General features: G+C 29.8%; 31 protein-coding genes. 16 read left to right on the forward strand and 15 right to left on the reverse strand.

Annotated elements, in window-relative coordinates:
- The first annotated feature begins 57 nt into the window (after window positions 1-57).
- Genes CEE44_00875 through CEE44_00885 form a run of 3 tightly spaced genes read left to right on the forward strand, consistent with a single transcriptional unit; the run spans window position 58 to window position 2,701 of the window.
- Window positions 58-1,350, forward strand: a complete 1,293-nt coding sequence (locus CEE44_00875) for a hypothetical protein (GenBank protein TKJ17072.1) — start codon at window positions 58-60, stop codon at window positions 1,348-1,350.
- A gap of 41 nt (window positions 1,351-1,391) precedes the next feature.
- Entirely contained in the window at window positions 1,392-1,949 is a 558-nt protein-coding gene (locus CEE44_00880) for a hypothetical protein (protein TKJ17073.1), read from the forward strand.
- Window positions 1,946-2,701, forward strand: a complete 756-nt coding sequence (locus tag CEE44_00885) for a hypothetical protein (protein TKJ17074.1) — start codon at window positions 1,946-1,948, stop codon at window positions 2,699-2,701. Before CEE44_00880 ends, CEE44_00885 begins: the two co-directional genes overlap by 4 nt.
- A gap of 2 nt (window positions 2,702-2,703) precedes the next feature.
- Here the strand turns inward: CEE44_00885 and CEE44_00890 are convergent, their stop codons facing one another.
- The 4 genes from CEE44_00890 to CEE44_00905 are packed head-to-tail and all read right to left on the reverse strand — an operon-like array spanning window position 2,704 to window position 3,707.
- On the reverse strand, window positions 2,704-2,949 hold the full coding sequence (locus tag CEE44_00890; protein ID TKJ17075.1) for a hypothetical protein: 246 nt from the start codon (window positions 2,947-2,949) through the stop codon (window positions 2,704-2,706).
- A gap of 2 nt (window positions 2,950-2,951) precedes the next feature.
- The gene (locus CEE44_00895) at window positions 2,952-3,275 is read right to left on the reverse strand and encodes a prefoldin subunit beta (GenBank protein TKJ17076.1); all 324 of its coding nucleotides are present in this window, start codon (window positions 3,273-3,275) and stop codon (window positions 2,952-2,954) included.
- Window position 3,276: 1 nt separating this feature from the next.
- Window positions 3,277-3,408, reverse strand: a complete 132-nt coding sequence (locus CEE44_00900) for a DNA-directed RNA polymerase subunit P (GenBank protein ID TKJ17077.1) — start codon at window positions 3,406-3,408, stop codon at window positions 3,277-3,279.
- On the reverse strand, window positions 3,405-3,707 hold the full coding sequence (locus CEE44_00905; protein TKJ17078.1) for a 50S ribosomal protein L37ae: 303 nt from the start codon (window positions 3,705-3,707) through the stop codon (window positions 3,405-3,407). The genes CEE44_00900 and CEE44_00905 overlap by 4 nt, the downstream gene beginning before the upstream one ends.
- Window positions 3,708-3,998: 291 nt before the next feature.
- On the opposite strand from CEE44_00905, the gene prf1 reads away from it, so the two are divergent.
- A complete protein-coding gene (gene prf1, locus CEE44_00910) occupies window positions 3,999-5,099 on the forward strand; it encodes a peptide chain release factor 1 (protein TKJ17079.1) in 1,101 nt (366 codons plus the stop codon).
- Between the two features lie 30 nt (window positions 5,100-5,129).
- The gene (locus CEE44_00915) at window positions 5,130-5,603 is read left to right on the forward strand and encodes a hypothetical protein (protein ID TKJ17080.1); all 474 of its coding nucleotides are present in this window, start codon (window positions 5,130-5,132) and stop codon (window positions 5,601-5,603) included.
- Here the strand turns inward: CEE44_00915 and uppS are convergent.
- Entirely contained in the window at window positions 5,600-6,283 is a 684-nt protein-coding gene (gene uppS, locus CEE44_00920) for a di-trans,poly-cis-decaprenylcistransferase (GenBank protein TKJ17081.1), read from the reverse strand. The two genes, CEE44_00915 and uppS, sit on opposite strands and share 4 nt — an antisense overlap.
- Window positions 6,284-6,374: 91 nt before the next feature.
- Here uppS and CEE44_00925 point away from each other — a divergent pair, with 91 nt between their 5' ends.
- A complete protein-coding gene (locus CEE44_00925; GenBank protein ID TKJ17082.1) occupies window positions 6,375-7,007 on the forward strand; it encodes a hypothetical protein in 633 nt (210 codons plus the stop codon).
- On the opposite strand, the gene CEE44_00930 is transcribed toward CEE44_00925, so the two are convergent.
- Complete coding sequence (locus CEE44_00930) at window positions 6,999-8,516, reverse strand: hypothetical protein (protein ID TKJ17083.1); 1,518 nt, start codon at window positions 8,514-8,516, stop codon at window positions 6,999-7,001. The genes CEE44_00925 and CEE44_00930 overlap by 9 nt on opposite strands.
- Window positions 8,517-8,580: 64 nt before the next feature.
- Between CEE44_00930 and CEE44_00935 the strand changes: the two genes are divergently transcribed.
- The 5 genes from CEE44_00935 to CEE44_00955 are packed head-to-tail and all read left to right on the forward strand — an operon-like array spanning window position 8,581 to window position 14,466.
- A complete protein-coding gene (locus tag CEE44_00935) occupies window positions 8,581-9,342 on the forward strand; it encodes a 50S ribosomal protein L1 (GenBank protein TKJ17084.1) in 762 nt (253 codons plus the stop codon).
- Window positions 9,338-10,753, forward strand: a complete 1,416-nt coding sequence (rplJ, locus tag CEE44_00940) for a 50S ribosomal protein L10 (protein TKJ17085.1) — start codon at window positions 9,338-9,340, stop codon at window positions 10,751-10,753. The genes CEE44_00935 and rplJ overlap by 5 nt, the downstream gene beginning before the upstream one ends.
- 18 nt (window positions 10,754-10,771) lie before the next feature.
- The gene (locus tag CEE44_00945; GenBank protein TKJ17086.1) at window positions 10,772-11,089 is read left to right on the forward strand and encodes a 50S ribosomal protein P1; all 318 of its coding nucleotides are present in this window, start codon (window positions 10,772-10,774) and stop codon (window positions 11,087-11,089) included.
- Between the two features lie 46 nt (window positions 11,090-11,135).
- Window positions 11,136-12,023 (forward strand): hypothetical protein, encoded by an 888-nt coding sequence (locus tag CEE44_00950; protein ID TKJ17087.1) that lies wholly within the window; start codon window positions 11,136-11,138, stop codon window positions 12,021-12,023.
- 55 nt (window positions 12,024-12,078) lie between these two features.
- Entirely contained in the window at window positions 12,079-14,466 is a 2,388-nt protein-coding gene (locus CEE44_00955) for a phosphoenolpyruvate synthase (GenBank protein ID TKJ17929.1), read from the forward strand.
- Here the strand turns inward: CEE44_00955 and CEE44_00960 are convergent.
- The 3 genes from CEE44_00960 to CEE44_00970 are packed head-to-tail and all read right to left on the reverse strand — an operon-like array spanning window position 14,456 to window position 17,670.
- Window positions 14,456-15,154: an anaerobic ribonucleoside-triphosphate reductase activating protein gene (locus CEE44_00960; GenBank protein ID TKJ17088.1), complete on the reverse strand. Its 699-nt coding sequence runs from the start codon at window positions 15,152-15,154 to the stop codon at window positions 14,456-14,458. The two genes, CEE44_00955 and CEE44_00960, sit on opposite strands and share 11 nt — an antisense overlap.
- Window position 15,155: 1 nt before the next feature.
- Window positions 15,156-15,401 (reverse strand): hypothetical protein, encoded by a 246-nt coding sequence (locus tag CEE44_00965; GenBank protein TKJ17089.1) that lies wholly within the window; start codon window positions 15,399-15,401, stop codon window positions 15,156-15,158.
- A 1-nt stretch (window position 15,402) separates the two neighbouring features.
- Window positions 15,403-17,670, reverse strand: coding sequence for a ribonucleoside triphosphate reductase (locus CEE44_00970; protein TKJ17090.1), 2,268 nt, complete (start codon window positions 17,668-17,670; stop codon window positions 15,403-15,405).
- 414 nt (window positions 17,671-18,084) lie between these two features.
- Between CEE44_00970 and CEE44_00975 the strand changes: the two genes are divergently transcribed.
- Window positions 18,085-19,440, forward strand: a complete 1,356-nt coding sequence (locus tag CEE44_00975; protein TKJ17091.1) for a hypothetical protein — start codon at window positions 18,085-18,087, stop codon at window positions 19,438-19,440.
- 40 nt (window positions 19,441-19,480) lie between these two features.
- Window positions 19,481-19,801 carry a hypothetical protein gene (locus CEE44_00980; protein TKJ17092.1) on the forward strand — a complete coding sequence of 107 codons (321 nt, stop codon included), beginning with the start codon at window positions 19,481-19,483 and terminating at the stop codon, window positions 19,799-19,801.
- Here the strand turns inward: CEE44_00980 and CEE44_00985 are convergent.
- From CEE44_00985 to CEE44_01005, 5 genes are read right to left on the reverse strand one after another with little or no spacing between them, the layout of a single operon-like run.
- Window positions 19,794-20,453 carry an RNA methyltransferase gene (locus tag CEE44_00985; GenBank protein TKJ17093.1) on the reverse strand — a complete coding sequence of 220 codons (660 nt, stop codon included), beginning with the start codon at window positions 20,451-20,453 and terminating at the stop codon, window positions 19,794-19,796. The two genes, CEE44_00980 and CEE44_00985, sit on opposite strands and share 8 nt — an antisense overlap.
- Before the next feature lie 4 nt (window positions 20,454-20,457).
- Window positions 20,458-21,639, reverse strand: coding sequence for a hypothetical protein (locus tag CEE44_00990; GenBank protein TKJ17094.1), 1,182 nt, complete (start codon window positions 21,637-21,639; stop codon window positions 20,458-20,460).
- A 5-nt stretch (window positions 21,640-21,644) separates the two neighbouring features.
- Complete coding sequence (locus CEE44_00995; protein ID TKJ17095.1) at window positions 21,645-21,875, reverse strand: hypothetical protein; 231 nt, start codon at window positions 21,873-21,875, stop codon at window positions 21,645-21,647.
- Window positions 21,868-22,266: a translation initiation factor IF-5A gene (locus CEE44_01000; protein ID TKJ17096.1), complete on the reverse strand. Its 399-nt coding sequence runs from the start codon at window positions 22,264-22,266 to the stop codon at window positions 21,868-21,870. The genes CEE44_00995 and CEE44_01000 overlap by 8 nt, the downstream gene beginning before the upstream one ends.
- On the reverse strand, window positions 22,263-22,475 hold the full coding sequence (locus tag CEE44_01005; protein TKJ17097.1) for a histone: 213 nt from the start codon (window positions 22,473-22,475) through the stop codon (window positions 22,263-22,265). Before CEE44_01005 ends, CEE44_01000 begins: the two co-directional genes overlap by 4 nt.
- A gap of 99 nt (window positions 22,476-22,574) precedes the next feature.
- On the opposite strand from CEE44_01005, the gene cca reads away from it, so the two are divergent.
- The 3 genes from cca (at window position 22,575) to CEE44_01020 (ending at window position 25,098) form a co-directional block, all read left to right on the forward strand.
- Window positions 22,575-23,798 carry a CCA tRNA nucleotidyltransferase gene (gene cca / locus CEE44_01010; protein TKJ17098.1) on the forward strand — a complete coding sequence of 408 codons (1,224 nt, stop codon included), beginning with the start codon at window positions 22,575-22,577 and terminating at the stop codon, window positions 23,796-23,798.
- Window positions 23,795-24,640: a DUF368 domain-containing protein gene (locus tag CEE44_01015; GenBank protein TKJ17099.1), complete on the forward strand. Its 846-nt coding sequence runs from the start codon at window positions 23,795-23,797 to the stop codon at window positions 24,638-24,640. The genes cca and CEE44_01015 overlap by 4 nt, the downstream gene beginning before the upstream one ends.
- Before the next feature lie 98 nt (window positions 24,641-24,738).
- A complete protein-coding gene (locus CEE44_01020) occupies window positions 24,739-25,098 on the forward strand; it encodes a hypothetical protein (GenBank protein ID TKJ17100.1) in 360 nt (119 codons plus the stop codon).
- 94 nt (window positions 25,099-25,192) lie between these two features.
- On the opposite strand, the gene CEE44_01025 is transcribed toward CEE44_01020, so the two are convergent.
- Window positions 25,193-25,969, reverse strand: a complete 777-nt coding sequence (locus CEE44_01025; GenBank protein ID TKJ17101.1) for a 50S ribosomal protein L11 — start codon at window positions 25,967-25,969, stop codon at window positions 25,193-25,195.
- Window positions 25,970-26,107: the final 138 nt, after the last annotated feature.

Here is a 26,107-nt window from a genome sequence, read left to right on the forward strand (position 1 = left end):
ACTGTAAAGAGATTACAGATTAGAAAGATTTATAAATCATTTAAAGATTGTTTTTTTATGGCAGTTAACATTCGTTTTGTAGGAACATATCACCCAAGAATTTGTGGTATTGGAACTTTTACACGTGATTCAGTTACTTCTCTATTAGATTATACAGGAGAAGTTTCATCTGTATCTGTTTCAGCAATTGATAAAAATGGAGAACAATATTTCTCTCCAGTAGATATAGTTTTTGATCAATTAAATGAAGAATCATGGATGTTAGGAGGATTAGATAGTGTAAAGAGAGCAAAAGAAAAACCAGATCCAACAGTTGTGATATTAGAACATGAGTTTGGATTAGATGAGGATGGGACAGGTAATAATTATGTTGAACTGGCAAAACTTTACAAAGAAAATGGAATTATGACATTAGTATGGTTACATACAATCCCCTCCCAACCAACTGAATATCAGGAAAGAACACTAAGAGAACTTTCAGAATATTGTGATATGATGATTGCTCCAACCAAAAGCGGAATTGATAGACTTAATGAAGTTTATGGAATCCATTATAAATTAGGGCAAATAGATCATGGAGTCAGAGAACAAGATAAAAGTAGATTAGAAGCTAAAAAAATTTTAGAACTAGAAGATATGATAGTTCTCCTCACACCCGGACTTCGTTCTCTTGACAAAGGATTACAATTTAGTATTCCTGCGTATGGTAAATATTTACGAGAGCATTGTTCAGAAAAAGATAGAGAGAATATTGTTTATTTAATTGTAGGTCAAGTACATCCTGAGTTTATTCTTGCTGATGGAGGGAGATATTACAAAGATTATCAGGAAATTATAAAAAAGGCTATTGAAATTGGAGAGGTTAGATACACTGAAATAAAGGATAAAAAGCATCTAAAAATTGCTGCAAGAGAAAACGATGTTGTTGTCGTTGACGCTTACCAAAGTGTAAAAGATTTGATGGGTTATTATGCTGGGTCAGATATGATACCTTTACCTTATCTTAATATGGAACAAATGCTAAGTGGAATATTAGCAGACGCAATTGGTTCAGGAAGAGTACCTCTCTCTACCCCTTTTGATTATGCAAAAGAGCTTCTTAATCCAGAAAATAAGAGGGGAGAAGGACCGATTATTGACACTCGTCACGGAAGAGGAATCTTAATTGACCCAGGGGAACCTTTTATAGATCAAATGCCAAAAGCAGTGAACTATCTAATTTCAAACCCAATAGAACATAGAGCAATGGAATGGCGTGCTCAAAAAAGAGGGCACAAGATGAAATGGAACAACACAGCTTGGCAAATACTAAAGATTATTAAAAATATAGAAAAAGAAAAGAATAATTAAAAATAATAAAATTTATAAACAACCTCATTCTAACAAATTCCATGAACATTTATGATATTGATTATAGAGAGTTATTGTATTCTCCTCTATTTTCAAAAATAATAGCAACAATAATGATAATTTTTATTGGACTTATTATTGGAAGAACCATTGGAAAAGTTATTTACAGAGTTCTTCATGAGTTGGAAATTAACAAATCTATTAGAAAAACAACAAAAATAAAAATTTCTTTAGAAAAAATTATCTCTAATTTTATCATGTATTTTATCTATTTTATCACACTAATAATGGCCATGACACAGATTGGTTTAACAACAACGGTTCTTAATATAATAATAGGTGCTATAGCTATTGTACTGATTATAGCTCTATTTTTTATTATAAAAGATTTTTTTCCAAATATAATCGCAGGAATATTTATACAACAGAAAAAATATATTAAAAAAGGGGAATTCATAGAAATAGATAATAAAAAAGGAAAAGTAACAAACATAAATCTAATTGAAACAACAATAAAAACAAACAAAGGGGATATTGTATATGTTCCTAATTCATTATTATTAAAAAAAGAAATTACAAAACTAGCGAGGTCGAAATGAAAAAAGTAAAAAAGAGTAGTAAAAAAAAGAAACAAAATTTTTTTAAATCTTATAAATATGTTTTTGCTGTAGGCATAGCAGTATTATTAATATTAGTGGTTCTAATAAATTATGATAAACTGCCAACAAATTGTGAAGGAATACAAGATATTAATCAAAAAGATGATTGTTATGTTGAACAAGCAAAGCAAAAAGGAAGAATATCAATTTGTGATAATATCATAAGTTCTCACTTTAAAGATGAGTGTATAAGGGTTGTAGCAGCAAAGCAAAAAGACCTTGAATTGTGTAATAATATAAAAGATCCAAAATCAGAAGCATATTGTTATGAATCAGTTGCAGAAACAAAAAAAGATGTAAGCATATGCCCAACAATAAATGATGAAACATGGTCACAAACTTGTTATCATAAACTTGCATTAATACTAGAGGATTATACTTTATGCCTAAATCTTGATGAAACAGAAAAAAGGGATAAATGTTATGAAGGTATTGCAGAAACTACACAAAATCCAACAGTTTGCCTAGCTTTATCAGATAAAGACAAAGCAAACAATTGTTTATGGGAGATTGCTAAAGTAACAGAAGACGAAACAATATGTGAAAGTTGGGTTATAAAAGGCGGAGTAGACAAAGTAAACAAAGATTTGTGTTATAAAAACCTAGCAAGACGTAAAGATGATATAAAATTATGTGGCAACATAAATTATGATCAAATAAAGGAAGAATGTATTAAATTATTTACAAATTAGAATTATAATTTTTCCAATAAACTTACAATATTCCAGATTTGTGTTCGCGTATACTGCTGCATATTGTTATCGCTGACTATTTCATCTAACTCATTTAAAGCTTTATTTTTTTTAATAGAATCATCAACATCTTCTTTTAAGATGTCTAGTATACCTGACATTTTTTCTCTTATATTTTTAGGAGTATCATCATCATTATTGATCTCTATGATGAAATCTACTGCATCTTTTAACTTAACATCTGCCATTTTTATTTCATTGCACCTAAAACTTCTTTCTGTAATTTCTGAGATTTATCTCTTATACTTGTCTCTTGTTTTTCTAGGTTTTTTAGTCTTATCTCTAGCATCTCTTTTTTTTGATTTAGATCTTTTTCTAAATCCTCTTTTTTTGCGTCAATCATCACATTAGCTACAATTTTATAAGTCTTATTAGAATCTTTTATATTTTCTAAAGCAGATGTTACTTCGCTTAATTGCATCTGAAATTGTTGCTTTTGTACAAGAAAGGATTGTAAATTTTGTTCTAGTAATTGTAACTGTTCAATTTTTTCTTCTTGTCCTTCTTCGGCCATTTTATCTTGCTTTAACCTTTGTTGTTGTTGTTCTTGGCTTAAACAACATTTTACTTCCACAATAAGGACACCTTATCCTTTTGCCTGTTAAAGATACTTTCTTATTACAATCAAAACATTTATACTTTATCATTTTTTATCCTCTTTACTATCTGATGGTTTTTCTTCTGATTTAATAACTTTTTCTTCTTCTTTAACTGTTCTCTTTTTTCCAATAGAATAAGCTCTTCCTGCAAATTTAACTTTACATGATTTGCAAAACCAGATTCCTGCTGCTTCTCTTCTGACATTTTTTTTGCTACAATAAGGACAGATGTGTCTTCCTCTATGTCCTGACTCTATCTCAGCAACCTTTTCTTTTAAACGTCTACCATACCTAGGACCAAATCTTTTAGTCGATGATTTTTTCCGTTTTTGTTTTTTTGCTGCCATTTTTCTTGATATGGGTGCTCTTAAAATGGGGCTACCCGGACTTTCACCAATGCGAAAGTAGTGATCCGATTTCGCGGTTGTTTTGAACCGGGATCATCTGGTTTTTTTGTGTATCACACCCAAACCAGAAAGGCTAACCAAGTTACCCCATAGCTTAATGTTATATAATTAAAATTATATAATCCCATTCTAGAGGTAACTTTAAATTGTAGATAATCTTTGGTTTTTAAATCTATCGGTAATACATTGTTTTCCGACATATTTATATATTGTTCACATATACAAAAAGATATGACACTAACAGAAAAACAAAAACACGATTTGAAGAAATTTGTAAAAGAACTAGAACAACATAGAGGTCGCCATACAGAACTGGTTAGTGTATATGTTCCTTCTGGTTATGATATAATCAAGATTATACAGCACCTTGAACAAGAAAGAGGTACTGCTTCTAATATAAAATCAGCAGCCACACGTAAAAACGTTATTACTGCTTTAGAAAAAATGATCCAGCATCTAAGATTGTTTAAAAAAACACCAGATAATGGTTTAGCAGTTTTTGCAGGAAATGTATCTGAAAGAGAAGGCCAGGAAGATTTTGAAGTATGGAGTGTAGAACCTCCAGAATTATTAAAAACAAGAATCTATAGATGTGATAAAGAATTTCAATTAGAATTACTAAGAGATATGATGGATGTAAAAGAAGTTTATGGCTTGGTAATACTTGATAGGAGAGATGCTAACATTGCTTATCTAAAAGGAAAAACAATTGTTCCATTAAAATCAACACATTCAGAAGTTCCTGGAAAAACAAAAGCAGGAGGGCAATCTGCTGCTCGTTTTGAAAGATTAAGGGATGGCGCTGCTAAAGAACATTTCAAAAAAGTAGCAGAATATGTTAAAGAACAATTTTTAGATAATAAAAACCTAAAAGGAATTATAGTTGGAGGACCAGGACCAACAAAACACGACTGGGTTGATGGTGGTTATCTAACAGATCAGCTAAAACAAAAGATTATTGCAGTTAAAGATTTAGGTTATACAGGAGATTTTGGTTTACAGGAATTAGTTGACAAAAGCCAGGATGTTTTAGCAAACGAAGAACTTGTTTCTGAGAAAAAAATTATGCAAAGATTTTTGGATTTATTAGCAAAAAAACCAAACATAATTTCTTATGGTGAAAAAGAAGTTATGGAATTTCTAAAAACAGGTGTTGTTGAAATTATATTACTATCAGAAAAACTGGATGATAAAAAAATAGAAGAGTTTGAAGAAGAAGCAAACAAAGTTGGAACAGAGGTAAATATTATTTCAACAGAAACAAGAGAAGGGGTTCAATTAAAAGAGCTCGGTAAAGTAGCAGCTATTCTAAGATACGAACAACACCAGTAAATTTATAAACAGTGGTGCCTAACTTCTTTCATGTTTGTAAGATTAAAAAAAATTAAAGATAAATACTATGCCTATCACGTCCAAAACAAAAGAGTTAGAGGAAAAGTAAAACAAAAAGTAAAGGGTTATATTGGACGAGCATATTTTCCAAAAAAAACTAATGAAAAAGATTTCTTTGAATTTGTAAACGAAAATATAAATAACTACAATAAACCATTTAAAGAAATTATTGAAGATCTAATCAAATGGGAATTTCTAAAACACAATCTAAAAGATATTGAACTAGATAAATTTTTAATAAAAAAAGACAATAATAAAATTATTCTAAAGCTTAATGAAGGTTATTTATACGATAAAACAATAAAAAACATGATAAAATTCCAGCCAGTTGGTGATGATGAATATATTATAGGAAAAGAATTTGCAGAAGTTTTTGTTAAAGCAGGAATAGACATTCCAAAAGAATTGTTTGTAAAATTATTTGAAAAGATTATCAAGAATTAATTACCAAATCTTCTCTGCCTTTTTTCCTTAAATTCTTTTACAATATCAAACAAATCTTGTTTTTCAAAATCAGGCCAATGTTTTTCAAGAAAGAAAAGTTCAGAATAAGTTGAATGCCATGTAAGAAAATTAGATAATCTTTGTTCTCCTGATGTTCTTATTATTAAATCAGGTGAATTTTGGATATAAAGATAATTTGCAAAACTCTCTTCATCTACTTTATCAACACCAGATTTCAAAACTTTATTTACAGCATCAACAATTTCCTCTCTTCCACCATAAGCTACACAAAAGTTTGCAATGTAATTATCATAATCTTTTGTAGCTTCCATAACTTCTTTTGCGGCTTTCTGAACTTTTTCAGGAAGCATATGAAGACGCCCTATAAATCTTATCTTAACCTTATTTTCATGAACCTTTTTGTCTTTTAATAAATCTTCTGCAGCCTTTACAAAAATATTCATAAGAAAATCTACTTCTTTTTTATCTCTTGAAAAATTTTGTGTTGAAAAACAATATAAACTTAATTCTTTAATTTCAGCTTCTTTTGCTGCTTCAAACAATTCTTTTAGTTTATCAAAACCAGCCTTATGACCATCCCAAGGCATTAATCCCTTATTTTTTGCCCATCTACGATTGCCATCTAAAATTATTCCTACGTGTAGTGGCTTTTCTTCCATTTCTCTAAAAGGATACTGATTATTTATAAAACTTATGGATTTTTTACTCTATACTAAAGTTTTATAAACAATATAACTAATAATCAGGGTGATGGAAGAAGAAATAATAGAAGAACCGTGGTACAAAGGCCCAATAAAATGGATTATAAGCCTTTTCTTAATATTATTAATTATTTTATGGTTTATACCTGCTTATGGAGTTAAAATTGATCCAAGGCCATCTTATATTCCAACAATAGATGAAGTTGTTGTTTCAAAAATAGAAGTTGATGAAACTCATCATAACTCAATTTCATTAGAGCTAGTTAAAGGAAGTGACCCTGTTATCAAAGAGATTGCAGATAAAATTGTTGTTAAGGCTTGTCAGAATGGTGGAAGAGTATGCCATTCAAAAGCCCTTTTTTATTTTGTAAGAGATAATTTTAATTATGTCTCTGATCCAACAGAATATGAATATATAAAAACAGCCAAAGAAAGCTTAGTTTCTGGTGGTGGAGACTGTGATGATGCATCAGTACTACTAGCAAATTTATTAGATGCAGTAGGAATTGAAACAAGATTTGTATTTATTCCAAGACATGTTTATTTAGAAGGGTATCTTCCAGAAGCTCTAAATAGATACAAAACACAAAGTTGGGTAGTTTTAGATGCAACATGCAAAAATTGTGGGTTTGGAGAAATGCCATATCAAAATCAGAATAAAAGAAAAACCTATTTAGGATAAAACAACTTCTTTAATAATAAAATCTGCATTATTTTTACTCTCTTCTTTTACTTCATATTTTTTTATATTAATTTTACTCTTAAACAAAGGACAATCTATAACTAAACTTTCAAACTCTCCTCCTTCGCCAGCAACATTTATTCCAATCTTTTTATTTATTTTAACTAATTCATCTATATCTTTATCAGAAATAATCTTGCCTAACCAACTTTTATCTAAACCATCAGCAGCTATTTTTGTAAAAATAATCTTAAACTTATTTGTAATTAATTTCCTCATATAATCTTCTTGATTGATATGCCACAAAGGATTAAAACACTCTAATTTTAATTTTTTACATAACTTCTCAATTCTTATTCGCTGATAATTAGAATACAAAGCACCAGTAATTATTCCTTTAATATTATATTTTTGCTTAGCTAACTTTAAAGCAACTTCCAAATCTTTAAGCTCTTTTTCTTTCTCACCTTTAGATTTAACATACACTAATGGCAAACTCATTGAATCTGCTTGTAATTTAACAGTTTGCTTATCTGGTTTGTGATACATATAAGAAAATTCGTTTTTGGGATCAATATTTATTAAACATTTTACAGGATATCCTTTTTGTTTTATTAAATACATAGCATAAGTCGAATCCTTTCCAGATGAAAATAAACAACCCAAACTTGGTTTTAAAAAACTAGCCAAATAATCCTTTTTAAATTTAAAATTATTTTTTCTTGCTAATCTCAAAATAGCTCTATCAACACGGCTTCCATATTGTGCTGCTCTTTTTTTTCTAAACGCTATCTCTTTATTTAAACCAATTTCATCAGCAATTTGCCTTAAGATTAACTTATTGTTCTGCTTATTTATTTTATTTTTAACAGGAACATTCATTGCTAATGTTATTATTTTCTCTTCTAAAAAAGGTGTTAATAATTTTATTTTAAAATAATTAGACAAAGTAAAATCTCTCTCTAAATCTCTATCATACATCAAACTTAGACCATTCCAACATTCTTTTTGAATGTCTTTAGCTAATTCATGTCTTTGATAACCAGCAAAGATTTCTTCAGATCCTAAACCAGAAAATAAATAATGAACATTATCTTTTTTTGCTTGCCCCATAGCAGCATAAACAACACTACCGACACCAACCTTAGTAACATCACTTGTATTCAACAATTTTGTTGTTTTTCCTATCACCTTTTCTGCTTCATTTAAACTTAAATGGATTACCTTAAGTTTTAACCTCAATTCTTTTGCAATTTTTTTAGCATACAAAACATCTTCAGAATTATCCAATCCAATAACATAACAAATAAAATCTTTTTTTAATTGTTTGCATACCAAAGCTATAAAACTGGAATCAACACCACCTGAAAACAATACTCCAAATTTTTTATTAGGAACAAGATTCTCAATTGTTTTAAACAATTCTTTTTTTAGTATTTCTTGATCTACTTTAACTCTAACATTCTTCACTTTCTTAATATAATTCTTCCATTCTTTTTTATTTATCATAATCAACGAGTAAAACAGTAACCTTTATAAATGCCTTCTTTTTCCTCTAAATTGAATATTTCCCGTGGACTATCTGTTTAGGGATGATAGGAGGGTACAAATGGAAAAGAATGATTTTATCAAAGCATTAAAAAAATCAAAAGACAATTCTCCTAAAAGAAAATTCAAACAAAGTTATGATTTAATTATAAACTTAAGAAATCTGGATCTTAAAAAAACAGAAAATCAAATAGATAATTTTATACAGTTACATTATGATAGGGGCAAAAAGGTAAAAATATGCGCTCTAATTGGATCAGAACTAAAAGCAACAGCCAAAGAAGAGTGTGATATGGCTATTGAGCTTATAGATTTCGATAAATATGCAAAAAACAAAAAATTAACTAAAAAACTAGCTCAAGATTATGATTTCTTTATTGCTCAGGCAAACATTATGCCAAAAGTAGCAGCAGCATTTGGTAAGATATTAGGTACAAAAGGAAAAATGCCTAATCCAAAAGCAGGGTGTATTGTGCCTCCAAATGCAAATCTAAAAGCAGTAGTTGCAAAGCTGCAAAATTCAGTCAGAGTACGTGTAAATATTTCTCCTTTATTCCAATGTAGAATTGGTAAAGAGGATACTCCAGAAGAACATCTTATAGATAATGCTTTTGTAATATACAATTCAATGATTCATTCCCTACCAGGAGAAAAAAATAACATTAGAAGTGTTTATTTAAAATTAACAATGGGCCCTTCTATTAAAATTGGTACAGAAACAGTAGAAGAAGCTCCTAAAGAAAAGAAAAAAGAAGCAAAGGTAGAAGACAAAAAACAAAAAGATTAAAATGGCTCACGTAGCAGACTATAAGAAAAAAGTTGTAGATGGTTTTGTTAAACTAATCAAAGAATATCCTATAGTCGGTGCTATAGATGTGGAAGGTATGCCAACTGCTCAGCTTCAAAAGATGAGGGAAACACTAAGAGAAAACGATGTTGTCTTATTAATGTCAAAAAGAAGGATTATGAAAATAGCTTTGGAAAAAGCCAAAGAAGAAAAAAAAGGTATTGAAGAGTTAGAAAAAAATTTACAAGGAATGCCTGCTTTAATATTTTCAAAAGTAGATTCTTTCAAACTATATAAATTATTAAAACAAAGCAAGAGCGAAGCTCCTGCAAAACCAGGCCAAATAGCTCCAAAAGATATTGTAGTTAATGCTGGCAAAACCAACTTCTTACCTGGTCCAATCATTAGTGAATTAAGTGGTGTTGGAATTAAATCAGGAGTTGAAGACGGAAAAGTGGCTATAAAAGAAGATTGTGTTGTATGTAAAGAAGGCGAAACAATAAACGCACAACTTGCAGGACTTTTAACAAGATTAAACATTAAACCAATGGAAATTGGGTTAAACTTAGTAGCATCTTTTGAAAAAGGGGTTATCTTCAAGAGAGATGTTTTAGATATTGATGAAGAAAAATTCTTATCAGATATAACAAAAGCAGCATCAGAATCATTTAACTTAAGTGTTGAAGCAGGTTATATAACAAAAGAGAATGTTGATGTAATCATAAACAATGTTTTCTATAGTTGTAAAGCGCTTGCAGAAGAAAGCAAGTTTATGGCAGATGTTGTTGTAGAAGATATGTTGGCACAAGCAGAGCAAGGTGCAAAATCACTACAAGCAGAAGCAAAAGTAGAAGTTACTCAAGCCAAAGAAGAACCAAAAGCAGAAGAGAAACCCTCTGCTGTTGAAAAACCTAAAGAGGAAAAACCTCCTGAAGAAGTAGAAACACCAGCAGAGAAAAAGGAAGAAGAGCTTTTAGAAAAAGAAAAAGAGATTATTGAAGAAGAGAAAAAGCTTGAAGAACCTAAAGATGAAGAAAAGCCTGCTGTTGAAAAAGAAGTTGAAGAAGCTGTAAAAGAGGAAGAGGAGAAAAAACTTGAAAAAGAAAGAATTGATACTGAAAAAGAAATCGAGAAAGTAGAGAAAGAAAAAGAACCAACAACAGACGAAAAAATAGCAAAGATGGTTCAATCACAACAAAAACATGCTTCTGGTGAAGATAAAAAAGAAAGTGCAGAAGCACTTATTGAAGAAGTAGAATCCAAAGTCGATAAAGAGAAAAAAGAAATAGAAGAAGTTGAAAATATTGTAGATCAATTAAAAAAAGGTAAGTCTATAAAACCACAAGAAGATGATAAAGTTCCTAGTGCTGCTGAACTAGCAGCTAAAAAACAAAAAGAATCTCAAGATTGAAAATAGGAGGAAAACAAAATGGAATATATATATGCAGCAATGTTGCTTCATAAAGCAGGTCAAAAAATCGAGGAAGCTTCTGTTAAAAAAGTATTAGAATCAGCAGGAGTTAAGCCTGATGAAGCTAGAGTAAAAGCTTTAGTAGCTGCTTTAGACGGAGTTAATATTGATGAAGCCATAAAAAAGGCTGCTGTACCTGTTGCTGCTGCATCTGCTCCTGCAGAAGGAGGAGACAAAAAAGCAGAACAAAGTGCAGAAAAGAAAGAAAAAGCTAAGAAAGAAGAAGAAGCATCATCTGAGCAGGCAGCTGCTGGTTTGGGTGCATTATTCGGATAAACGCTTTTTTTATTTTTTTTAAAAATGCCAGAGAACGTGAGCGGACATGCTATCGAAAGAAGAACAGAAAGAATTATTTAGAAAGAAATCTAAACTAAATGAAGAAATAAAAGGTTTAAGAAAAGAACTTAACCAAATAAATGATAAAAAAGAGTCTGCTTTTGATAAAAAAGAAAAAGTAACTGGTTCTATATCAAATCTGATTAATAGAGTTAAATCTTCTAAAAGTCAGAGGGATAAATTAACTAAGGAAGTTAAAGAAGTCAAGGTAAATAGGCAAAAGTATAATGATAAAATAAAAAAAGAAATATATCAGATAAAAGAATTGAACAAAGAGAAAAAGAGAATACAAAAAAAATACAACATAAAAGAGGATCCTTCTTCTATAAAAAGAGATATTGACGCTTTAGAAAGTAAAATTGAAACAGAAGTTATGAGTTTTGATAAAGAAAAGAAATTTATGAAAAATATAAAAGATTTAAAGAAAAAATATGAAAAAGTAAAAATTGTTTCTGATGTCTTTGATAAAATTCATGAAGTTGATAAAAAAATAAAAGAGTTAAGAAAAGAATCAAATGATAAACACAAAGAAATACAAAAAAAAGCTCAACAATCTCAATCTAAACATGAAGAACTTATTGAAACAAGCAAAGAAATAGATGATCTAAAAGGCAAAGAAGAAGAAACTTATAAGAAATTCTTTGATACAAAGAAAAGATTTACTGAGATAAATGATCAACTAAAAGAAAAACTAACAGAAATTAGCAAAATAAACGAACAGTTAAAAAAATATAATAATGAAGTAGTTAAAACAAAAAAAGATGCTGTAAATAAAAGCCTAAAAGAAAAAGCAGCAGTAGTTGAAGAAAAAATAAAAAACAAGAAAAAGTTAACAACAGAAGACTTACTAATTCTACAAGGCTCTGAAAAATAAATTCAAAAGATTTAAATACGTCCCTGATTGGTTACTAATCAAAAGAGGTGTGAATTTGGCTAAATCAAATAAGATTATTCTATGGTTTAAAGAACTAGGCATAAAAGACGTAAAGTATGTAGGAGGTAAAAACGCATCTCTTGGAGAGATGTATCAAAAACTAACCAAAAAAGGAGTTAATCTTCCAAACGGTTTTGCGGTTACTGCTTATTCTTATCAATACCTTATCAAATATAATAAACTAGACAAAGAAATCAGAAAAACACTAAGAGGTTTAGATACTTCAAATATTAGAGACTTAGCTGAAAGAGGTAAACAAGTTAGAAACTTAATTTTAAATGCAGAATTTCCAGAAAAATTAACAAAAGAAATAGAAAAAGCGTATGATAAATTGTGCAAAGAGTATGGCCAAAACACAGATGTGGCTGTGCGTTCATCAGCTACTGCAGAAGATTTACCAGATGCTTCTTTTGCAGGCCAGCAAGAGACCTATCTCAATATAAGAGGAAAAGAATCCCTGATAAAAGCATGTAAAAAATGTTTTGCTTCTCTATTCACTAACAGAGCCATTTCTTATAGGGTAGATAAAAAATTCAACCACTTTAAAGTCAGCCTAAGTATTGGCGTTCAAAAGATGATTAGAAGCGACAAAGCATCTAGCGGAGTAATGTTTTCAATAGATACTGATTCCGGATTTAAGGATGTAGTTTTAATAAACGCAGCATATGGCTTAGGTGAAAATGTTGTAAAAGGAACTGTTAATCCTGATTCTTATTATGTGTTTAAACCAACTTTGTTAAAAGGTTTTAAACCTATAATCGAGAAAAAAGTTGGTGAAAAAAAATTAAAAATGATTTATACAAATAATCAGAGGAATCCTACTAAAAATATAAAAACTTCTGAAAAAGAAAGAAAATCATTTGTTCTTAATCAAGACGAGTTGTTAAAATTAGCAAACTGGGGGTGTCTAATTGAACAACACTACAAAAAAGCAATGGATATAGAATGGGCAAAAGATGGAATAACAAAAAAATTATACATAGTACAGGCAAGACCTGAAACAGTTCAAAGTCAAAAAAATATTAATGTTTTAGAAGATTATGAAATGATTAAAAAAGGTCCAATTATTACAATAGGACAAAGCGTTGGTTCAAAAGTTGGTTCTGGTAAATCAAATATAATAACAAATGTAAGAGATATTAATAGATTCAAAAAGGGGGAAGTTTTAGTTACAGAAATGACAGATCCTGATTGGGAGCCAATAATGAAGATTGCTTCTGCTATTGTCACAGAAAAAGGGGGCAGAACCTGTCATGCGGCAATTATCTCCCGTGAATTGGGTGTTCCTTGTGTTGTTGGAACAAACAATGCTACTAAAAAAATAAAATCAAAAGAAAATATTACTGTAAGTTGTGCAGAAGGAGAAAAAGGATTTGTCTACAAAGGAATTATTCCTTTTAAAGTAAATAGAATAAATGTAAGAAAACATAAAAGACCTAAAACAAAAATAATGATGAATGTAGGAAACCCAGAACAAGCTTTTGAATTTTCTTTTATACCAAACGACGGTGTAGGATTAGCTAGAGAGGAGTTTATCATAAACGAATACATCAAAATCCATCCAAAAGCGCTTATTAATTTTTCAAAAATCAAAGATAAAAAAACAAAACAAAAAATAGAGAGCATGACTTATGGTTACAAAAACAAAACAGAGTTTTTTGTAAATAAACTAGCCCAAGGGGTTAGTATGATTGGAGCTGCATTCTATCCAAAAGATGTTATTGTTAGATTATCTGATTTTAAATCAAACGAATATGCTAATTTAATTGGCGGAAAAGAATATGAACCAATAGAAGATAATCCAATGCTTGGTTGGAGAGGAGCTTCAAGATATTATTCTGATTATAAAGATGCTTTTGCATTAGAATGTAAAGCAATGAAAAAGGTTCGTGAAGAATTTGGATTAAAAAATGTAAAACTAATGGTTCCTTTTTGCAGAACAGTGGAAGAAGGTAAAAAAGTTCTAGAAGAAATGAAAAAAAATGGATTAACAAGAGGAAAAGACAACCTAGAAATTTATGTAATGTGTGAAATTCCTTCAAATGTTATACTAGCAGATGAATTTTCTGAAATATTTGATGGATTTTCAATTGGTTCAAACGATCTAACACAATTAACCCTAGGTCTAGATAGAGATTCAGAACTAGTTAGCAGTATTTATGATGAAAGGAACATGGCTGTAAAAAAATTAATTGCTTTGGTAATATCTAAAGCAAAAAAGAATAATAAAAAGATAGGAATTTGCGGCCAGGCACCCTCTGATTTCCCTGAATTTGCTCAATTTCTAGTTCATTGTGGTATTGATTCTATAAGTCTAAACCCAGACACAGTTGTCAAAACAACATTAGCAATATTAAAAGAAGAAAAGAGAATTAATTCTTAATTAAAACTTCTTTAAAAAAACCATCAACACTTTTTTTCATATCATCAATTTCTTTTTGTTTGTATGAAGTTATATTCTTAAATCTATTTTCTATCATATCTCTATTTGATCTAAAATTCTGTAAAATATATTTTTTAGAACCCTTTAGCAATTTTCCTATCTTCAAAATATTCTCTTTTGTTATCAACCCAGGAACAACAGTAGTTCTAAACTCATAGTCAATCTCGGATTTTTGGATTAGTTTGATTGATTTTTTTATTTGATTAATATCAACATTAACACCAACAACATTTTCATAATCCTCTAAACTTGTCTTAACATCCATTGCAATATAATCTAATAATTTATTATCAATCAATCTCTTAATCATAGCAGGATTATAACCATCTGTATCTAGTTTAACTAAAAATTCTTTTTCTTTGATTTGAGAAATAAAAGAAGGCAAATCTGTATAAAGAGTAGGCTCCCCACCAGTTATACAAACACCATCAAGCCATTTTTTTCTTTTTTCTAGAAAAGATAATACTTCATCTTCTTTTATTGTTTTAAGATCTTTAGAATGAAGAACTAAATCTGGATTATGGCAAAATCCACATCTAAAATTGCACCCGCCTACAAAAATTGTAGCAACACCATAAGGCTCAAAATCTATCAAAGACATTTTTTGAAGCCCTTTTATGAGGACCATCTTAGACCAAACTCTTGTTTTCAATTACCCTTTTTATTTCGTCAATAGAGCGTGCTTCACTCTTAAACTCTTCGCCTTCAAAAAAAAGAACAGTAGGCACAGAATTTATATTAAATTTTTGTGCTTGTTCTAATCCTTCAGGTTGTGAAGCATCAATCTCTTCTCCTTCCATGTCAACGTTTTTCATAAATTCCTTTACAGTTGGGCAGTTTGGGCACATTGGTGTAAAAAACAATTTATATTTCATCTTAATCTGGATTTTTAATCTTTAAAACAGGTTCAATTTTACTCTTAAAATCTGAATCAAGGCTTTTTTGTTCACAATACTCTTCTCTAAATTTGAATTCTTCTGCTTTGCCTCTGTTCCATTGTTTTATTGGTCTGAAATAACCAACAATCCTGCTATAAACCTCATTTTCGCCTCCACACTCTTTACACTCGTAAACCTCTCCTTTAGTATAACCATGTTTAGAGCATATCGAAAAGGTAGGTGTTATTGTAAAGTAAGGTAGTTTTGTATTATATGCAATTTTTTTGACTAATCTTTTGCATGATTCTCCACTGTTCATCTTTTCTCCTAAAAATGTATGGAAAATTGTACCTCCAGTGTATAGTGACTGTATTTTGTCTTGATGTTCTACTGCTTCAATTGCATCATCTGTATGATCAACAGATAATTGTGTTGAATTAGTCAAGAAAGGTTCATCCTTTCCAGAAGTTATAATCTTATCACCATATAGTTCTTTGTCGAGCCTTGCAAATCTATAAGCTGTACTTTCAGCAGGTGTTGCTTCTAAATTATACAAATTTTTTGTTTCGTTCTGGAATTCTTTTAATTTACCCCTCATAAAGTTCATTACTTCAATTGTAAAGTTTACTCCTTCTTCACTTTCAATACCTTTACCTACGAAGTTTAAACAACATTCATGCATTCCACATATACCAATCGTGCTAAAATGATTGTCAAATGTTCCAAGGTATCTTTTTGTGAAAGGCATTAAACCATTTTCTAAGTTTTTATCAACAACCTTTCTTTTTGTTTCTAAGCTGATCTTTCCTAATTCCATATAATGACTTAATTTGTCAAAGAACTCTTCTTTGGTTTTGTTCTCATAACCAAGTCTGTTCATATTTATTGTTACAACGCCAATTGAACCTGTTGAATCTCCTGGACCCCACATTCCTCCTGGCCTATTCATTAGCTCATTTTGATCCAGATTTAATCTGCAGCACATTGCTCTTATAGACTTAGGATCTAGGTTGCTTCCAATATAGTTTTGGAAATATGGTGTACCATACTTTGCAGTTAAATCAAACAATAAATTTGATGTTTGATCATTCCAATCAAAATCTTTTGTTAGATTATATGTTGGTATTGGGAATGTAAATATTCTGCCGTTTGCATCTCCCTCTAACATTACCTCAATAAATGCCTTATTGATCATATCCATCTCTTTTTGACAGTCTCCATAAGTAAAGTCCTGTTCAACTCCTCCAACAATAGCTTTATCATTTTTCAGATCTTCAGGAGCCTTCCAATCAAAGGTTAGGTTTGAAAAAGGATATTGAGATCCCCATCTAGATGGTATATTCAAACTAAATACTAATTGTTGTATAGCTTGCTTTACCTGTTTATAGGTTAAATTATCAGTCTTAATAAAAGGAGCTAATAGAGTGTCAACAGATGAAAAAGCCTGAGCACCTGCAAACTCCATTTGTAGACATCCAATAAAATTAACCATTTGATGTACAACAGTACTCATGTGCTTTGCTGGTTTACAATCAACTTTATTTGCTACTCCTCCAAAACCTTTTAATAACAAGTTCTTTAAAGACCAACCAGCACAATAACCAATTACACCATGGCTTAAATCATGGATATGCATATCTCCTTTTTTATGTGCTTCTGATACCTGAAGAGAATATAATTCATTCAGATTATAATTTTTCATAACCTCTCCTGCAGTATACAATAATAATCCTGAAAAAGAATAAGATTCATTACTATTCTCTTTTGTATCCCACTTATTCTGATCAAGATATGTACTAATTACTTTTTGAACATTAACAAAAGTAGTTTTACCATCTCTTAGTTTTTTATGTTGATCTCTGTAAAGAATATATGATTTTGCTGTTTTTGAATGTCCTTCCTCAACCAGAACCTTCTCAACAATATCCTGAACTTCTTCTACACTAGGGATATCTTCATTGAATTTTTGTTTGACAGTTTCAATAACTTTCTTACTTAATTTTTTTGATTCATCTTTATCAGAACCACCAACACTTTTAGCAGCCTGAAAAATAGCATTAGTTATTTTATCAGTACTAAAATCAACAACCTTTCCATTTCTTTTTCTTATTTTAGCAATAAGGTGGTCTTCTACAATTTGTTCATATGTTGTAAATCTATTTCCGCAATCATTACACTCTCTTCTTCTTCTATTCTTTAAAGAATCTTCAGAAGATCTCTTATCAATCACTTTTAATTTCTCAGAAGAACATTTTGGACATTTCATTTTATACCTCCTTAAGTGATAAGATGAAACAAAGAAATTTTAATTTCGCATGTTTCATTTTTCATTTCACCTCGTTTTCAGTATCTTTTATCTTAACTAGAATATTTTAGTAGATGTAGCTTATATATAAAACTTTGTAACAACTGTCTGATAAACACAAGATATTGTAGTCTTTTTTATGAAAAACACAATATATTGTGGTACACAATTTATATTAAAAACTAGAAAAAGCCATATTTACTAAAATAAAGCCCATATTTAAAGATTTAGCAATTCAAAAATCGATTATAAAAAACATATAATTAACAATTATTTTCAATATTGTAAATATAAAAAGTTTAATATATTTTGTAACTACTTAATAGTTATTAAAAAATAGAAACATTTAAATATGATAATGACGATGCTGTTTCTATGAATGCTGTACTAAATCCAGTAGATTTGAATATTGCACTACATAGAGCACTAGGTAGTGTTTTTACTAGTAGCGATTACATCATTCGTACATTTGAAGATATCTTAAAAAGTTATCCATTAAAAAGAATTGAATCCATGAAACAAGGAGAACTAGAAAAGGTTCTTTATAGGCTTTCTCAAAGAAAAGGTGTGCAAGAAATGCAGGAAAGCATTAATACAGATATTCAACATGGACAGGAAAAAATTGATTCAGCTGTATATGGAATAATTCTACAAAACCTAGAAAACGCAGGAATTATATCCAAAGATGAATTAAGTAGTGTTAATGATTTTTGTGATCAGGAAATTGTAGCTTATTCATGTCCAACCAGCCAGGATCCTAACAAAGTATTGGCAAGAGGACAATTTCCTCTAGAAATGAGTTTAGATGAAGCAAGATTTACACCAAATAATGTTTTTTATAGTGGTGAAGGCCTAGAATGGAAAATAAGACCTGGAGAAAAACCAAATTTGATTCTTGAGGAAGGTGCTATGTTAAAAGAAGGTGGAAGATTTTTTGTTTTTGAAGAACAAGCAACTACTAAAAGATCTCATCAAATAGTTAGAGAAATTACTCAATACCTGGTAGATCATTACCCTGCAAAAGAAGGTTTAAAAAATAATTACCCAAGCATACAAAAAAAATTAGTTCGTGCATTAAGACCTATGTTTCCTTCTGTAGAGGATGAAGAAGGAAGAATAAACCATCAAAAACTAGTTAAAATATTTAGACAAGCGAAAAGAAGAAATATTGATTTAAATGATTATGTTAAACAAGGAGATAGAATACTTACAGAAACATTGATGAAGAGTATAGAAGAAATTGTTCCAGCACCATATTCTGCTGTAAAAACAAGGGTTAAATCAAGAGAAACAGCTTTTCATAAAATTATAGAATCTATTTATGATCTAAGAAGCGATGGACATAAAGGTGGCGCAAAAGAATTTAAAGATTTGTATGGTATTAGGATCATACTTCCAACAATAGATGATATCTTTGTATATGTTAATCAGCTTAAAAGATCAGCAGGCGTAGAAGTCGTTACAGATAGAGAAGGAAACTCACTAGAAAAAGATCATGTTACATTTCCTAAACCAAACAAATATCAATCTTACCATCTACCAATAAAGTTTGCAGGTACACTTTATGATATACAAATAAGAACTCATGAAATGGATGAAAAAGCAGAAAGAGATATTCAACAAGCGCACCATGTTTACAAAAACATTAAAAAAGATCCACTTGATTCTACTTCCCTAAACGTAAGAAAAGTAATTAGTACTTGTTTAGGATTGCCTCTTCCTTGTGAATAATAAGAAAACATTTATATAAAACTAAATTAGATTAAATTCTATGCCAAAAGGAAGGCCAGTCAAAAGCAAAGTAAGAGACAATATTATTGAGCTGCTCTATTTTCTCAAGCACGCCTATGGTTATGATATTTACAAACGCTACATAGAAATTTTTCCAAGAACAACTATGAGGAATATTTACTATCATCTTAAAAAAGGTCTAGCTCTAAAAGAATTTGCAATAGAAAAAATAGAAAAAGAAAAAGGAGAGTATAGCTGGGGAGGAGAAGCAGAAAAGATCTATTACAAACTAGGGCCTAACGCAAATCCAAGAATGGATAAAAGAATAAAAAACTCTCTTGAAAGGAGAAAAATTATTTGATTTTCTTAAAAAAACCAATCAGACTAAAAGCCTCTCTTTTTGTTAAAAAACTTTTGCCAATAATTCTTTTCCAGACAATCTTTTGGGTTTTTTTCTTATCAGAAGTAGAAAATTTTATCTTACCAAGGGCTTTATTAATATTCTCTAAAAGAATTTCTTTATCTTTCAAAGAAGCCAATTCATTTAATGTATTTTCCTTATTAAACAATTCATAAAACAAAACAGCACAAGAGTGAGAAATATTCAAAGTAGAATATTTCTTTGAAGTTGGAATTGTTACAACAAAATCAGCTGATAAAATTTCTTTATTACTTAAACCAGAACTCTCAGGACCAATCAACAAACCAATCTTCTTATTAACAGGAATAATAGATGATAATTGAGCAGGAGTTAGAGGAGACCTAGGATTATAAGAAGTGCCTCTAATAGCAGTTGTAGCAATTAAGTAATCCATTTTAGGGATTTTCTTAACAACTCTAGCTTTTTTAAGAATTGATTGTGAATGTTTCGCTCTATTCCTAGCTTCCTGACTTAAATGATTACATTTAGGATCAACTAAAATCAAATTTTTTAAATCAAAATTAGCCATTACTCTAGAAACTGCACCAATATTTCCAGGATTTTCAGGTTTAACTAAAATTACATTTAACATAGAATTAGAATAATCCAAATTGCTTTAAATAAGTTGTGACTATGCCAACTAAAATCAAAAATACAAATAAAGAGTTAATAGTTCCCCAAATTTTAATTGCTTTTTTCTTGTCTTTAATTGAATCTTGTAAAGCTATCAACAACATCTTTGCACCATCTGTTATATACACAGGAAGCAAATTAATAAGTCCAATAGATATATTTAACATCCAAAGCCAAATAAATAATCCTTTAAACCATGTAAAAATTTTAAAGATTGTTTCAAAACCTTGTTTAGGTTCTGTTTTATTTCTTATTCTATTAACTCCAATAAAACCTTTACTAGGGTTATCAGGATGAGCAACAGTAACAAGAGAATATGTCTTATTTCCACTTCCTAAATAGACTGTTTCATTAACACTAATACAAACACCCATCTTTTCAAAAAAACTGTTATAGTTTGTAACTTTTTCACCATCAAAAGAGTCTATTAAAGTTCCACTTTCAATAACAGATGCAGGATAACCTTCTTTTGTATCAAAAGTAAAACCAATTGGTTCTGTTATTCTATTTTCTATAGGCACAAAAACGAATATGAGTAACACTAAGAAAATAAAGGCAAACAAGACATTTGAAATAGGTCCTGCTGAAAGAATAGAATACTGAACATGAGATTTTCTTTTAGCCATCTCCTTTTCATTAGGTTCTACAAATGCTGCAGGGATTATTGGCAACAACATACATAAAAAAGCAAATCCGCTTGATTTAACTTTTATATTGTGAGCACGAATAACAACACCATGAGCAAATTCGTGAACAATAGCCAAAACAAGTATTGATATTATAAAATAAAAAAAGGACAAATATCCTACACCAGGAATTGTAGTTCCTGGTAAAACCAATGCCATTCCTGTTTCAGTAACCTTTGGAGCAAGAAAAAATTTAAGCATAGATATTAATATTACTAAAGATATAACAATTAAACCAACAAAACCAAATCCAATACAAACATAACCAAATAACTTCACTAAATTTCTATGTTTTGAAGAAATTCTGTCCATCCATTTTAATCCAAAATTAGTTCTATACAAAACAAAATAAAACAAAGGATAAAGTAATTTCTGAACAGTAATTTGTTTTCTCTTAAAAATCAAAAATATTGTAATAAGAACAACGAACACAATAAATGCAGTATAATCAAAATTCATATTAATTATTTCTTTCTTAAAGTTCTTAAGGCTTTGCTGCCACACCTTTTGCAGCTTACTTTACCCTCTATCACTTTCATCATAGTTGATTTGAGTACTTTTTTACATTTCTTACATGCAAACTTGTTTTTGAATAATCTTGCTTGTGCTTCTGGAAATCTTACCATTTTTATTACCTCAAGAAATAGGTAAGGCTCAAAAATTTTAATTTTTGTTGTCTCACCATACTTAATCACCACCCTTTATATCCTTCATTACTTTATCTCCAAGAACTGTCCAGTACATTACTTGTACGCCTTCAACAACTTTATCTTTTAACTCTTCTGGAATTTCCAAATCAAAGGTTTCATAACTTACATTGTCCATAACATTTGCCTTATTACCATTTACTGACAAAACCTGTGCTGTCATTTTTTCAATAATAGGAGTATCAATATTATCATGACCTGGCATTACAATAACTCTTTTTTTCTGGTCAATTAAACCAACTGCTTCTAATCTAACTTTTGCATGGCCATGTTTTCCAGGCCTAGAAGTCTGAATACTGCTTACTTTACAAGCAGCCCCATCTATTATAACACAATCTCCTTTTTTTACTGTTCCAACTGATTTTGGTTTAATACTCATCTTTGTTTTAATGCTAACTTAACATCTCCTTCCTTTACTGTTTTTCTTCCGGCATGTGAAGCCAGTCTAACAGAATTAACTGCGATTTTTTCAGTAATTTCTTCAACAACATTTTTTAAAGCAACTTTTGCTTTATCAGAAACACGATCTGCACCTGCTTCTTTTAAAACTTTACCCATTGCTGCCAAAGGCAATAATCTTTTTGACATAATATTTACCTCAATTTTCTATCTAGAGAGAAATTAGAACTGTTTATAAAGTTTTCTAAAACCAATAGATTTTTATACAATCAGAATTAAAATAGCCATATGGATGTCTTAAAAGAGGTCTTAAAGGACGTAAAACCCAAGGAAGAAGATGAGATTTTGATAGATAAAAAAATAAAAGATTTTATGTCACGAATAAAAGTAAAAGATGCTAAAATAATTTTAGGGGGAAGCGGTGCAAAATCCACATGGCTAAAAACAGCAAACGATGCTGACATATTTGTACAGTTTAATTACAATCAATACAAAGATAAAAGCGATAAACTTAGTGATATCTTAGAAAAACAACTAAAAAAATCTTTTAAAAAAATAAACAGACTTCATGGAAGCAGAGATTATTTCCAGATAATAGAAAAAGGCTTCACATTTGAAATAATTCCAATAATTGAAATAAAAAAAGCAAACAAAGCATTAAATATAACTGATGTAAGCCCCTTACATGCTATTTTTGTTAAGAAATGTATAAATAAAAAATTAGCAGATGAAATAAGACTAATGAAACAGTTCTGCAAAGCAAATAAAATATACGGCGCAGAATCATACATAAATGGCTTTTCAGGATACATGTGCGAACTATTAGTTATCAACTACAATGGTTTTCTAAAACTACTAAAAGCGGCATCAAAGTGGAAAGATAAAGAAGTTATTGACATAAAAAAATTTTATAAAGGAAAAAATATATTTTTAGAGATGAATAAAAGCAAAACATATTCTCCAATTATAATGGTTGATCCAGTACAAAAAGACAGGAACGCTGCAGCTGCTCTAAGTTTTGAGAAATTTGATATATTCAGAAAAAAAGCAAAAGAATTTCTTAAAAAACCTTCTACTAAATTTTTTCAAGAAAAAGAATTTGACCCAACTAAATTAAAGGATTATATAATTGTAGAGATAAAACCAATAAAAGGCAAACAAGATGTAGTAGGGGCCAAATTACTAAAAACATTTAATTTTCTAAAAAAAGAATTGTCAAAAGAAGGATTTAAAATTCAAAAACAAGGATGGGATTGGGATAAAGGCAAAAAAGCACATTTCTATTTTAAAATCATCAAAGATGTTGACAAACTTAAAATCATAGAAGGACCTTCAACAACTATAAAAGAGCATGTCTTGAATTTTAAAAAGAAACATAAAACTACATTTACCAAAAATAAACAAATTTTTGCTAAAGAAAAAAGAAAGATTACAAAACCAAAAGATTATGTTAAAGAACTACTAAAAAAAGATTATGTTAAAGAGAGGGTTAAAGAAACGAATTTAAAATGAGAAATATTTTAGAAACTTTTTTAGTTATGTTGCGTGGATTTTTTATGGGAATAGCTGACATAATCCCTGGAGTTTCTGGCGGAACAATAGCTCTAATAACAGGTATATATTCGAAACTTATTGACACAGTAAGTAAAATTTCTGATTTTGTTTTATCTTTAATAAAATTAGACAAAAAAAACATAAAGAAAAATTTTAAGAAAATAGATTTTTGGTTTATTCTGCCTCTAATTATTGGAATTGCATTAGCGTTTCTAATATTATCAGGAGTAATAACCTTTATGCTTAAGAGCTACACAGCATCAACCTATTCTTTTTTCTTTGGTTTGATATTAGCATCTTCATACTTTGTCTATAAAAAAATTAAAAAGATAAACACTAAAACAATAACATTTTTTGTAATAGGTCTAATCTTTGCTTTCTTTTTTGTTGATCTTGGTGTTACAGATAAAATAGGCCATTCCTATTCAACTCTATTTTTCTCAGGTGCTCTTGCAATATGCGCAATGATCCTTCCAGGAATTTCAGGAGCGTTTATCTTATTACTATTAGGCCAATATGAATATGTTCTAAACATAATACACAATCTAGAAATTTTAAAAATAATTATTTTTATAATTGGAGCAGGAACAGGATTACTTTTGTTTTCTAAGCTATTAAATTATTTGTTAAAAAAACATAAATCACCTACAATGGCATTCCTAACAGGATTAATGTTAGGTTCCTTAAGATTACCATATCAAAACATAACTCAAAATCTAACTTCACCACTTCCCTCAATAATTATAGTTTTGATCGGATTCTTCTTAGTTATAATTCTAGAAAGTTCTTTTAACAAATAGAGAAATTTGTATACTAAAAATCAAAAAATTTATATAGTCTTATTCTTAAAAGTGCTATAAGGGTGGAAATCCTTAATATTAAATAAGAGGTGTAAACCATGGATAAAAAAGTAGGTGCTTATTCCTTTACGGTTGGCGTGGTCCTAGCAGTAATCTTAGGATTGTTTTCAGCTTACCTTGGAGGGCAGGTCTCTGCAATATTGGTTTCATTACTAGTTCTTTTGGGACTCTTTGTTGGTTTCCTAAATGTAGCTGGAAAAGAAACTAAAGAATTTCTAATAGTAGCAACAGTATTAGTCATCGCTACTAGCCTAGGAGGAGCTACCGCAACTCTTGGAGGAGTTCAATATATTGGCGGATATTTAGTCGGCATCTTTACCCACATTATGGCATTTGTAGTACCAGCCGTAGTAGTTGTTGGATTAAAAGATGTAGTAAGATTAACAAAAACACCATAATTTTACGTATTTTTTTTATTTTTTTATTTTTTTAAAAACACAGAAACACTTAATGATAGATATATTCACAGAATAAATTTATAAAAAAATGGATTTACTTCTCTTCTTTTGGAGCTTCTTCTTTATCTTTAGTTTCTTCTTTTACAGGCACTTCTTCTCCTTCTTTAGGTTTAGCTTCTTCTGATGGCATTAATTCCTTAATAAGCATATCAGGAATCTTTGCTTCTTTTAATTTTGCTTTGATTGCAAAAGCTTCTTTACCAGACATAGAAGATATAATTTCTTTAGCTGTAGTTTCAAACTCTTCTTTTCTCTTTTCAAACTCAGCTGTTAATTTCTTTTTCTCTTCTTCTAATTTCTTTTTATCTTCATCAGATAATTCTGTCTTTTCTTCTTTTATTTTCTGATCAAATTTTCCTTCATTAACTAATTTAATAGCATCTACAGCAGGTTGTCCTTCAACCAATATACCCATAGAATTACATGTTCCTATAATTTCCTTAACCTTTTCCTTAAGTGATTTACCAAGTAAATTTGATTCTTTCATTTTAGAAACCTTAATTATTTGTTCAATAAGAACATCTGCAACTTTGTCTTCTTTAGGATTTCCTGAGCCTTTTTCAATTCCAGCTTCTTTTTTTAACAAAGCAGAAGCCGGTGGAGTACCTACACTTATCTCAAACTCTTTTGTTTCTTTATCTATGGTAACTTCTACAGGAACATTCATTCCTTTGAAATTTGCAGTCTTTTCATTAATAGCAGAAACAACCTGTCCAATATTAAGACCCATTGGTCCTAAAGCAGGTCCTAAAGGAGGTGCTGCTGTTGCTTTTCCCCCTTCTACTAATACTTTTATCGACTCAGTTGCCATAGTAAGAAAAAGGTTTTTGATGTGTTTATAAAAGTATCGGAAAAGAATAAGAATAATGGCTGGCCGCCAAAACCAGCCATAATCTTTAGGGTATATAGCAAATATCCTAAATAATCGAACATGAATTGATATTTGCTA

This window comes from Candidatus Woesearchaeota archaeon B3_Woes (assembly GCA_005222965.1).
GTDB lineage: Archaea > Nanobdellota > Nanobdellia > Woesearchaeales > B3-WOES > B3-WOES.

What these genes read in the sequence shown, in the direction of transcription:
- CEE44_00875 (TKJ17072.1), top strand. Translation starts at nt 58, where the DNA reads ATGGCAGTTAACATTCGTTTTGTAGGAACATATCACCCAAGAATTTGT.
- CEE44_00880 (TKJ17073.1), top strand. Translation starts at nt 1,392, where the DNA reads ATGAACATTTATGATATTGATTATAGAGAGTTATTGTATTCTCCTCTA.
- CEE44_00885 (TKJ17074.1), top strand. Translation starts at nt 1,946, where the DNA reads ATGAAAAAAGTAAAAAAGAGTAGTAAAAAAAAGAAACAAAATTTTTTT.
- CEE44_00890 (TKJ17075.1), bottom strand. Translation starts at nt 2,949, where the DNA reads ATGGCAGATGTTAAGTTAAAAGATGCAGTAGATTTCATCATAGAGATC.
- CEE44_00895 (TKJ17076.1), bottom strand. Translation starts at nt 3,275, where the DNA reads ATGGCCGAAGAAGGACAAGAAGAAAAAATTGAACAGTTACAATTACTA.
- CEE44_00900 (TKJ17077.1), bottom strand. Translation starts at nt 3,408, where the DNA reads ATGATAAAGTATAAATGTTTTGATTGTAATAAGAAAGTATCTTTAACA.
- CEE44_00905 (TKJ17078.1), bottom strand. Translation starts at nt 3,707, where the DNA reads ATGGCAGCAAAAAAACAAAAACGGAAAAAATCATCGACTAAAAGATTT.
- prf1 (TKJ17079.1), top strand. Translation starts at nt 3,999, where the DNA reads ATGACACTAACAGAAAAACAAAAACACGATTTGAAGAAATTTGTAAAA.
- CEE44_00915 (TKJ17080.1), top strand. Translation starts at nt 5,130, where the DNA reads ATGTTTGTAAGATTAAAAAAAATTAAAGATAAATACTATGCCTATCAC.
- uppS (TKJ17081.1), bottom strand. Translation starts at nt 6,283, where the DNA reads ATGGAAGAAAAGCCACTACACGTAGGAATAATTTTAGATGGCAATCGT.
- CEE44_00925 (TKJ17082.1), top strand. Translation starts at nt 6,375, where the DNA reads ATGGAAGAAGAAATAATAGAAGAACCGTGGTACAAAGGCCCAATAAAA.
- CEE44_00930 (TKJ17083.1), bottom strand. Translation starts at nt 8,516, where the DNA reads ATGATAAATAAAAAAGAATGGAAGAATTATATTAAGAAAGTGAAGAAT.
- CEE44_00945 (TKJ17086.1), top strand. Translation starts at nt 10,772, where the DNA reads ATGGAATATATATATGCAGCAATGTTGCTTCATAAAGCAGGTCAAAAA.
- CEE44_00950 (TKJ17087.1), top strand. Translation starts at nt 11,136, where the DNA reads ATGCTATCGAAAGAAGAACAGAAAGAATTATTTAGAAAGAAATCTAAA.
- CEE44_00960 (TKJ17088.1), bottom strand. Translation starts at nt 15,154, where the DNA reads ATGGTCCTCATAAAAGGGCTTCAAAAAATGTCTTTGATAGATTTTGAG.
- CEE44_00965 (TKJ17089.1), bottom strand. Translation starts at nt 15,401, where the DNA reads ATGAAATATAAATTGTTTTTTACACCAATGTGCCCAAACTGCCCAACT.
- CEE44_00970 (TKJ17090.1), bottom strand. Translation starts at nt 17,670, where the DNA reads ATGAAATGTCCAAAATGTTCTTCTGAGAAATTAAAAGTGATTGATAAG.
- CEE44_00975 (TKJ17091.1), top strand. Translation starts at nt 18,085, where the DNA reads ATGAATGCTGTACTAAATCCAGTAGATTTGAATATTGCACTACATAGA.
- CEE44_00980 (TKJ17092.1), top strand. Translation starts at nt 19,481, where the DNA reads ATGCCAAAAGGAAGGCCAGTCAAAAGCAAAGTAAGAGACAATATTATT.
- CEE44_00985 (TKJ17093.1), bottom strand. Translation starts at nt 20,453, where the DNA reads ATGTTAAATGTAATTTTAGTTAAACCTGAAAATCCTGGAAATATTGGT.
- CEE44_00990 (TKJ17094.1), bottom strand. Translation starts at nt 21,639, where the DNA reads ATGAATTTTGATTATACTGCATTTATTGTGTTCGTTGTTCTTATTACA.
- CEE44_01000 (TKJ17096.1), bottom strand. Translation starts at nt 22,266, where the DNA reads ATGAGTATTAAACCAAAATCAGTTGGAACAGTAAAAAAAGGAGATTGT.
- CEE44_01005 (TKJ17097.1), bottom strand. Translation starts at nt 22,475, where the DNA reads ATGTCAAAAAGATTATTGCCTTTGGCAGCAATGGGTAAAGTTTTAAAA.
- cca (TKJ17098.1), top strand. Translation starts at nt 22,575, where the DNA reads ATGGATGTCTTAAAAGAGGTCTTAAAGGACGTAAAACCCAAGGAAGAA.
- CEE44_01015 (TKJ17099.1), top strand. Translation starts at nt 23,795, where the DNA reads ATGAGAAATATTTTAGAAACTTTTTTAGTTATGTTGCGTGGATTTTTT.
- CEE44_01020 (TKJ17100.1), top strand. Translation starts at nt 24,739, where the DNA reads ATGGATAAAAAAGTAGGTGCTTATTCCTTTACGGTTGGCGTGGTCCTA.
- CEE44_01025 (TKJ17101.1), bottom strand. Translation starts at nt 25,969, where the DNA reads ATGGCAACTGAGTCGATAAAAGTATTAGTAGAAGGGGGAAAAGCAACA.